This window comes from Shigella sp. FC1544, from assembly GCF_001722145.1.
Taxonomy (GTDB): Bacteria; Pseudomonadota; Gammaproteobacteria; order Enterobacterales; family Enterobacteriaceae; genus Escherichia; species Escherichia coli.
This window is the reverse complement of sequence record NZ_MECT01000233.1, coordinates 23,099-31,480: the sequence shown is the minus strand read 5'-3', so window position 1 is coordinate 31,480 and position 8,382 is coordinate 23,099. Positions and strand designations below refer to the sequence as shown.

At 53.7% G+C, this 8,382-nt stretch carries 7 protein-coding genes and 3 pseudogenes; 7 read left to right on the top strand and 3 right to left on the bottom strand.

Going from position 1 to position 8,382, the window contains the following annotated elements:
- The 7 genes and pseudogenes from BGK49_RS12975 to frlR all read left to right on the top strand — a co-directional run.
- Nucleotides 1–300, top strand: a pseudogene (locus tag BGK49_RS12975) (IS1-like element IS1X2 family transposase); the annotation flags it as partial.
- 25 nt (nt 301–325) lie between these two features.
- Nucleotides 326–493: a YhfL family protein gene (locus tag BGK49_RS12970; RefSeq protein WP_001031834.1), complete on the top strand. Its 168-nt coding sequence runs from the start codon at nt 326–328 to the stop codon at nt 491–493.
- A gap of 295 nt (nt 494–788) precedes the next feature.
- Nucleotides 789–2,117, top strand: a pseudogene (frlA, locus tag BGK49_RS30640) (fructoselysine/psicoselysine transporter); the annotation flags it as partial.
- A pseudogene (gene frlB, locus BGK49_RS29405) lies at nt 2,109–2,966 on the top strand (fructoselysine 6-phosphate deglycase); the annotation flags it as partial. The pseudogenes frlA and frlB, both read left to right, overlap by 9 nt.
- A 49-nt stretch (nt 2,967–3,015) precedes the next feature.
- A complete protein-coding gene (gene frlC, locus BGK49_RS12955; RefSeq protein WP_000847842.1) occupies nt 3,016–3,846 on the top strand; it encodes a fructoselysine 3-epimerase in 831 nt (276 codons plus the stop codon).
- On the top strand, nt 3,843–4,628 hold the full coding sequence (gene frlD, locus BGK49_RS12950) for a fructoselysine 6-kinase (RefSeq protein ID WP_000853352.1): 786 nt from the start codon (nt 3,843–3,845) through the stop codon (nt 4,626–4,628). The genes frlC and frlD overlap by 4 nt, the downstream gene beginning before the upstream one ends.
- A gap of 99 nt (nt 4,629–4,727) precedes the next feature.
- Nucleotides 4,728–5,459 (top strand): DNA-binding transcriptional regulator FrlR, encoded by a 732-nt coding sequence (frlR, locus tag BGK49_RS12945; protein WP_001276847.1) that lies wholly within the window; start codon nt 4,728–4,730, stop codon nt 5,457–5,459.
- 151 nt (nt 5,460–5,610) lie between these two features.
- On the opposite strand, the gene BGK49_RS12940 is transcribed toward frlR, so the two are convergent.
- From BGK49_RS12940 to BGK49_RS12930, 3 genes are read right to left on the bottom strand one after another with little or no spacing between them, the layout of a single operon-like run.
- Nucleotides 5,611–6,696, bottom strand: coding sequence for an aminotransferase class I/II-fold pyridoxal phosphate-dependent enzyme (locus BGK49_RS12940; RefSeq protein WP_000847582.1), 1,086 nt, complete (start codon nt 6,694–6,696; stop codon nt 5,611–5,613).
- A gap of 11 nt (nt 6,697–6,707) precedes the next feature.
- Nucleotides 6,708–8,012 (bottom strand): YhfT family protein, encoded by a 1,305-nt coding sequence (locus tag BGK49_RS12935; RefSeq protein WP_069375753.1) that lies wholly within the window; start codon nt 8,010–8,012, stop codon nt 6,708–6,710.
- Between the two features lie 11 nt (nt 8,013–8,023).
- On the bottom strand, nt 8,024–8,377 hold the full coding sequence (locus tag BGK49_RS12930; RefSeq protein ID WP_001297518.1) for a DUF2620 domain-containing protein: 354 nt from the start codon (nt 8,375–8,377) through the stop codon (nt 8,024–8,026).
- Nucleotides 8,378–8,382 lie beyond the last annotated feature (5 nt).

Here is an 8,382-nt window from a genome sequence, read left to right as displayed (position 1 = left end):
ACGGTTGTGGCGCACGTCTTCGGTGAACGCACTCTGGCCACACTGGAGCGTCTTCTGAGCCTGCTGTCGGCCTTTGAGGTCGTGGTATGGATGACGGATGGCTGGCCGCTGTATGAATCACGCCTGAAGGGAAAGCTGCACGTTATCAGCAAGCGTTACACTCAGCGCATTGAGCGACATAATCTGAATCTGAGACAACATCTGGCAAGGCTGGGACGGAAGTCACTGTCGTTCTCAAAATCGGTGGAGCTGCATGACAAGGTCATCGGGCATTATCTGAACATAAAACACTATCAGTAAGTTGGAGTCATTACCGGGAATGTAAATGAACAAATTTATTAAAGTTGCACTGGTAGGTGCAGTACTGGCTACGTTAACTGCATGTACTGGTCATATTGAAAACCGTGATAAGAACTGCTCTTACGACTACCTGCTGCACCCGGCAATTTCTATTTCTAAAATCATTGGCGGTTGCGGTCCTACTGCACAGTAAGTCTCTGACAGAAATCGGCTAACACCGGTTTAATTGCCCGACGCCCTCTGGATTTTCCGAGGGCGTATTTGTTTCTATATCCTTCTTGCTCCCCACCCGTAAAAATATTTTCACTTTAATTTCAATTGGATAACTACATTCATTAGCCACAGAGCGATCCTGTGCGAAATTTTGTGATCTTCCTCCGCATTACATAACATCATATGTTATTATATTCATCATGCATTGTCATGTTACCTTTTAAATGACTGCAAACTCTCCCCTACAACGTGTTGGACAAGAAAAAGGTATCGCTATGGGAAGCCAGGAACTCCAACGCAAGCTCGGATTTTGGGCCGTTCTTGCAATCGCCGTCGGGACAACCGTCGGCTCCGGTATTTTTGTATCTGTGGGTGAAGTGGCAAAAGCAGCGGGCACGCCGTGGCTTACGGTGCTCACGTTTGTCATTGGCGGGTTAATTGTGATCCCGCAAATGTGCGTCTATGCGGAACTATCCACCGCTTATCCGGAAAATGGCGCAGATTATGTTTATCTGAAAAATGCCGGAAGCCGACCGCTGGCTTTCCTCTCCGGCTGGGCCAGCTTCTGGGCCAACGATGCGCCGTCATTGTCGATTATGGCGCTGGCGATTGTCAGCAATCTTGGCTTTTTAACGCCTATCGATCCGTTGCCCGGTAAATTTATCGCCGCCGGATTAATTATCGCCTTTATGTTGCTACACCTGCGCTCCGTTGAAGGCGGCGGAGCGTTTCAGACGCTAATTACCATCGCCAAAATTATCCCGTTCACTATCGTCATTGGCCTTGGGATCTTCTAGTTTAAAGCGGAGAATTTTGCCGCCCCTACCACCACTGCGATTGGCGCAACGGGCAGCTTTATGGCGCTGCTGGCGGGGATCTCTGCCACCAGTTGGTCGTATACCGGCATGGCCTCTATCTGTTATATGACCGGCGAAATTAAAAACCCCGGAAAAACCATGCCACTAGCGCTGATTGGTTCCTGTCTGCTGGTTCTGGTGCTCTACACCCTGCTGGCGCTGGTGATTTCCGACCTGATGCCCTTCGACAAACTCGCCAATTCTGAAACGCCGATTTCCGACGCCCTGACCTGGATCCCCGCACTCGGCAGCACCGCTGGGATCTTTGTTGCCATCACGGCGATGATCGTCATTCTTGGTTCGCTTTCCAGCTGCGTGATGTACCAGCCGCGGCTGGAATACGCGATGGCGAAAGACAACCTGTTCTTTAAATGCTTCGGCCATGTGCATCCGAAATACAACACGCCGGATGTCTCCATCATCCTGCAAGGGGCGCTGGGGCTCTTCTTCATCTTCGTTTCCGATCTCACCAGCCTGCTGGGTTATTTCACCCTGGTGATGTGTTTCAAAAATACCCTCACCTTCGGCTCCATCATCTGGTGTCGTAAACGCGACGATTACAAACCGCTGTGGCGTACTCCGGCTTTCGGGCTGATGACCACCCTCGCCATTGCGTCAAGCCTCATTCTGGTCGCCTCAACCTTTGTCTGGGCACCGATTCCCGGCCTTATCTGCGCCGTCATCGTTATTGCTACTGGTCTGCCTGCTTACGCCTTCTGGGCGAAGCGTAGCCGCCAGCTCAACGCGGCGCAAGCGGCGAAACATTTGGCGGATCGCTTTTCCGATCTTCAGGTCTACGCCATTTCCGGCTGGGAGTTCTGCGATAACACCCCGTATCGCCTCGACGATCGTTGCGCGGTGATTGGCGTTTCTGACTACGGTAAAACGGAAGAGGTAATCAAAGCGCTGGAGCTGGGCCGGGCCTGCGGCGCACTCACTGCGGCGTTCACCAAACGCGCGGACAGCCCGATTACCTCGGCGGCGGAATTTAGCATTGATTATCAGGCCGACTGTATCTGGGAAATTCACCTGCTGCTCTGCTACAGCGTGGTGCTGGAGATGATCACCCGCCTCGCGCCGAACGCGGAAATCGGCAAGATCAAAAACGATCTCAAGCAGTTGCCGAATGCGCTCGGTCATCTGGTACGCACCTGGGAAGAAAAAGGCCGCCAGCTTGGTGAACTGGCCAGCCAGTGGCCGATGATTTATACCGTTGCTGCGGGTCCGCTGCGTCCGCTGGGTTACAAAGAAGGCATTGTAACGCTGATGGAATTTACCTGGACGCACGGCTGCGTGATTGAGAGCGGAGAGTTCCGCCATGGCCCGCTGGAGATTGTCGAACCGGGCGTTCCGTTCCTGTTCCTGCTCGGCAATGATGAAAGTCGCCACACCACCGAACGCGCCATTAACTTTGTTAAACAGCGTACTGACAACGTGATCGTCATCGATTACGCCGAAATTTCGCAAGGGCTGCACCCGTGGCTGGCACCGTTCCTGATGTTCGTGCCAATGGAGTGGCTCTGCTACTACCTGTCTATTTACAAAGATCACAACCCGGATGAACGCCGCTATTACGGTGGTCTGGTGGAATATTAATCCCTCGCCCGGCCCGGCAACGGGCCGGATTTACGCAAGGAGTTACCCGATGAAAACAGGTATGTTTACCTGCGGCCACCAGCGGCTGCCTATTGAACACGCATTTCGTGATGCAAGCGAGCTGGGTTACGACGGCATCGAAATTTGGGGCGGTCGCCCGCACGCGTTCGCGCCGGACTTAAAAGCGGGCGGCATCAAACAAATCAAGGCGCTGGCGCAGACGTATCAGATGCCGATTATCGGCTATACGCCAGAAACCAACGGCTATCCGTATAACATGATGCTGGGCGATGAACATATGCGTCGCGAAAGCCTCGACATGATCAAGCTGGCGATGGATATGGCAAAAGAGATGAACGCGGGTTATACGCTGATTTCCGCGGCCCACGCGGGCTATCTCACGCCACCTAATGTTATCTGGGGACGGCTGGCAGAGAACCTAAGCGAACTGTATGAGTACGCGGAAAACATCGGCATGGATCTAATCCTCGAACCGTTAACGCCGTATGAATCGAACGTCGTGTGTAATGCTAATGATGTGCTTCATGCGCTGGCGCTGGTGCCTTCGCCGCGCCTGTTCAGCATGGTCGACATTTGCGCGCCGTATGTCCAGGCGGAACCGGTGATGAGTTATTTCGACAAACTGGGCGATAAATTACGTCATCTGCATATTGTCGACAGCGACGGGGCCAGCGACACGCATTACATTCCTGGAGAAGGCAAAATGCCGCTGCGGGAACTGATGCGCGATATTATTGAGCGGGGCTATGAGGGTTACTGTACGGTGGAGCTGGTGACGATGTATATGAACGAGCCCAGACTCTATGCCCGCCAGGCGCTGGAACGCTTTCGCGCGCTGCTGCCGGAGGATGAGAGATGAAAACCCTGGCGACAATCGGCGATAACTGCGTCGATATCTACCCGCAACTGAATAAAGCGTTTTCTGGCGGTAATGCGGTCAATGTGGCGGTGTACTGCACTCGCTACGGCATACAGCCGGGATGCATTACCTGGGTGGGTGACGATGACTACGGCACAAAGCTGAAGCAGGATCTCGCCCGCATGGGCGTCGATATCAGCCATGTCCATACGAAACACGGCGTTACCGCACAAACTCAGGTGGAACTGCACGACAATGATCGCGTTTTTGGCGACTACACCGAAGGCGTGATGGCCGACTTTGCCCTGAGTGAAGAGGATTACGCCTGGCTGGCGCAGTATGACATTGTGCACGCGGCAATCTGGGGACATGCGGAAGACGCATTCCCACAGCTGCACGCTGCGGGCAAACTTACCGCTTTCGACTTCTCCGACAAGTGGGACAGCCCGCTCTGGCAGACACTGGTGCCGCATCTCGATTTTGCCTTTGCCTCCGCACCGCAAGAAGACGAAACGCTGCGTCTGAAGATGAAAGCGATTGTTGCCCGTGGCGCAGGAACAGTGATTGTCACGCTGGATGAAAACGGCAGCATTGCCTGGGATGGCGCGCAGTTCTGGCGTCAGGCTCCTGAACCGGTGACGGTTATCGACACCATGGGTGCCGGAGATTCGTTCATTGCCGGATTCCTTTGCGGCTGGTCTGCGGGGATGACATTACCGCAGGCGATGGCGCAGGGAACGGCGTGCGCGGCGAAAACCATTCAGTACCACGGTGCCTGGTAGGTATAACGTTGGCGTGAGCATCTTCACGCCAACGTGCTGTTACTTGCCGGAAAACGACCCTATAATCCGAGTAATTCATTCTTTATTTCAGGGTCGATTATGTCAGCTACGGACCGCTACTCTCATCAACTCCTCTACGCTACCGTCCGCCAGCGACTGCTGGATGATATCGCGCAGGGGGTTTACCAGGCCGGGCAACAGATCCCTACCGAAAACGAGCTTTGTACACAATATAACGTCAGCCGCATTACCATTCGCAAAGCCATCAGCGACTTAGTGGCGGACGGCGTACTGATCCGCTGGCAAGGAAAAGGCACCTTTGTACAAAGCCAGAAAGTTGAAAACGCCCTGCTTACTGTCAGTGGTTTTACCGATTTTGGCGTCTCACAAGGCAAGGCGACGAAAGAGAAAGTGATCGAACAGGAACGGGTCAGCGCCGCGCCGTTTTGCGAAAAGCTGAACATCCCCGGAAACAGCGAAGTGTTCCATCTCTGCCGGGTGATGTATCTCGATAAAGAGCCGCTGTTTATTGATAGTTCATGGATCCCGCTGTCGCGTTATCCTGACTTTGATGAGATTTACGTCGAAGGAAGCTCCACCTATCAGTTATTTCAGGAGCGTTTTGACACGCGAGTGGTCAGCGACAAAAAGACCATCGATATCTTTGCCGCCACCCGCCCGCAGGCAAAATGGCTGAAATGCGAACTGGGCGAACCGTTGTTTCGCATCAGCAAAATCGCCTTTGATCAGAATGACAAACCGGTGCACGTCTCCGAACTCTTCTGCCGCGCCAATCGCATCACCTTAACTATTGATAATAAAAGACATTAACCGTAGGCCGGATAAGATGCGCCAGCATCGCATCCGGCGATGCTGGCGCGTTGAATTTTACATCCCGTACATTCCCCTCACCCTAACCCTCTCCCCAAAGGGGCGAGGGGACCGTTCAGTACGGAATTTAGCTTGACGGTGCTATCCAGCATTAAATACTGGCAATACTCTCACGCAAAATCCGCAGCACCGTCTCTTCACCGCTGCGATTCGGGTTAATGCGAATCGCACAATGTTCTGATTGTGGATTCGCCTGGCGAAACGTTCCGGAAAGGCGATAAAAGAGCGGCGGGATTTCATATTTCGACTCTGCACCCACCGGGTAAGGCAAGGCACCGCGCTTTTGCGCCTCTTCCAGCACTCTGGCGGCAATCGGCTGATGAAACTCGACAATCAACACCTTCGACTGCGCATTAGCAATCACCGCGCTTTTCACTTCCGGCACCGCACCACCGTTAAGCAAAGCCAGCAACCGTTCAGATACCCCTGCCTGCACCGCGTGCATCACTGGCGCAAACACCAGACAACGCAATACTTCCAGCGCCTGTGCGCCCTGGATCTGGCTACCGCCGGAGTAAAGCGTGGCGCGAATACGGTTGATAACATCAGCATCGCCGACCACTGCACCAACACCCTCTGGCCCAAATAGCTTGAAGCAGGAAAATGTCGAGACATTCGCGCCGCATTCACAGCCGATTCGCGCCACCTTCATCACCGCATAGTTGTCATCGGTTAACGCTGGAACACCTGCCGCGCGCAACGTTGCCAGCACATCTGCCAGCACGTAGCTGTCCTGCGGCTGCTGGCGCGTATGCTGCACCAGCGCCGCATCCGGTTGTTGCTCGTCGACGACCTGCTTCAGTGCCGACAGGTCATTGAAATCAACAGTAATAAGCGTCAGCCCCATCTGCTCAATAATAACCCGTGTCGTCGGGTAAACAGGCGCGTCATGCACCAGAAGACGCTGCCCCGGTTTGAGCAAAGCTGCCAGCCCGGCGCGAATCGCGCCAGTCCCCGCGCCCTGCACCAGCGCCGCAGCCTGTGCGTGAAATGCATCAGCCAGCACCTGCTCCACCCGTTGGGTAATACGCGGTTGATTCAGCCCCGGCGTTAAGCCCAAATCACCGCTGGTTAGAAACTCCGCGCCGGGAAAGTGACGGCAAATCGTGTCCACCAGCGCAAACTGCTTTTGCTGCGCCTCAATAAGCGTCAGGCTTTGCAGAGTAAACGTCTTCATAGGTGCCTTCCTTAAGCCGGAACGAACAGGCCAAGCCAGTAAAGAACATTCAGCAGTATACCGGTGATCATTACTGCCACGACCGGTGCCGCCATTTTCTGTACCGGACGGCCCAGGGATTCGTTGAGGAAGTAAATGGCAACCGCGATAGAGAATCCGGTATAACCCGCCATCTTAATTGCTGCGAAAATCGAACCGACCAGCAGCGCCACTTCCATCAGCATATTCATGGCGTTACGGATGTTATCCGACGCATTACGCACCGACGGGTAGCGTCCCAGCCATTTGCCGATAGAACGAAGCAGCAAGACTTCCGCCGAAATAACCACTGCGCCTAATACCGCTGCAACCATCGGATTCGGCGAGAGATAGCCCACCGCATAAACAAAGGTAAAGCCCGCAACTGCATACACACCCGTTGCTAAGGCGGTGGTGGCAATCAACGGTACAAAACCCAGCCCGCGCATAAATTCTGCCAGTGCCGCCTGGTTGATCAGCGTTTGCGATTGTTCCGGCGTTACGCCTGCGGAGTACGCTTTCTCCAGAGTGAAGATCGACACTTCACTGCCGGCGAAAATCTTCATGCTGGCAACGGCGGCAATCAATGCTCCCACGATGGCGATATAGGGTAAGTTTTTGATAATCCGCGACATGCGTTCTTCAAACACCGAAAGCCCGCTGGCATCAATATCATTTTCATCACGATGACGCAGGTCGTGAGTTATCGCGATCCCCAGCAGCATCACCATGCCAATAAAGATTTCGATGGATTCAGGGTTAAGATGTGGGAAATAGCGCACGACTACCACACGGGTCATCAGAACAACCACGGCGGCGACCAGACTTTGCTTCCAGCCAAACTGGTAGAAAATCGCCACCAGCGGGAACAGTGCAAAAGCAGAAACTACCGGCGAGCTTAATTCCCCGAGGCTACCTAATACATCCACCGGCAGCGCGGTCAGCAGCTGGTTTACTAGCAACAGGCAAGTAAGGATCAACACGCCCCAGATAGCGCCAAGACCAAACGCCATCAGGCTGTTTATCGCCAGTACGCCGAGGATATCGGTAGGAAGAAAGAGTAACCATGCGTTGAGCAGCCCGGTTTTCAGGGTAAAAGAGATCCCCACCGAGGCCACAAAACCAATGCTCAGACCAAAAGCGATACTCCCCGCCTCGCGACGGTTCATATAGCCTTCAATCAGTTGCGGCAGGATCGGGCGGATGCCGTCATGAAAAACAGCCGCCGAGCGATGCGCCAGAAGCGATGTCATACCCGTCAGGCACGCCACCACGATAATCTGAATATACAGATCCATAGTCGTGCCTTTTATTTCAGATGGTTAATCAGCATCGGAATCGCGTGTTCGACGTGCTCAACGGAAAGGCCAAACGCCACTTTTCCTTCAGCGATCATTTTGGCGATATGCTCGTCTTTCGCTTTAATGCCTGGTTTGGCAATGGTGCAACTTTTGTTATAGCCAATCACCGCGATGGCAATCGACAATGCCGCGCCCGCACCGGTATTACACGCACCGATGTAGTAATCCAGTTGCCCGGATTTCACTTTCATTGCCGCTTCCATGTCGTTGTGAATGAAAACTTCAAAACTGCCAGGAGCCGTCGCTTCAATGGTTTTTTTAATCTGCTCACGCTGTAAGCCTGCAACGCCAATCTTTTTCATGAGTC

Bases quoted from the DNA above. Each gene is read 5' to 3' on its own strand.
- BGK49_RS12970 (WP_001031834.1), top strand. From the start codon at position 326: ATGAACAAATTTATTAAAGTTGCACTGGTAGGTGCAGTACTGGCTACG.
- frlC (WP_000847842.1), top strand. From the start codon at position 3,016: ATGAAAACAGGTATGTTTACCTGCGGCCACCAGCGGCTGCCTATTGAA.
- frlD (WP_000853352.1), top strand. From the start codon at position 3,843: ATGAAAACCCTGGCGACAATCGGCGATAACTGCGTCGATATCTACCCG.
- frlR (WP_001276847.1), top strand. From the start codon at position 4,728: ATGTCAGCTACGGACCGCTACTCTCATCAACTCCTCTACGCTACCGTC.
- BGK49_RS12940 (WP_000847582.1), bottom strand. From the start codon at position 6,696: ATGAAGACGTTTACTCTGCAAAGCCTGACGCTTATTGAGGCGCAGCAA.
- BGK49_RS12935 (WP_069375753.1), bottom strand. From the start codon at position 8,012: ATGGATCTGTATATTCAGATTATCGTGGTGGCGTGCCTGACGGGTATG.
- BGK49_RS12930 (WP_001297518.1), bottom strand. From the start codon at position 8,377: ATGAAAAAGATTGGCGTTGCAGGCTTACAGCGTGAGCAGATTAAAAAA.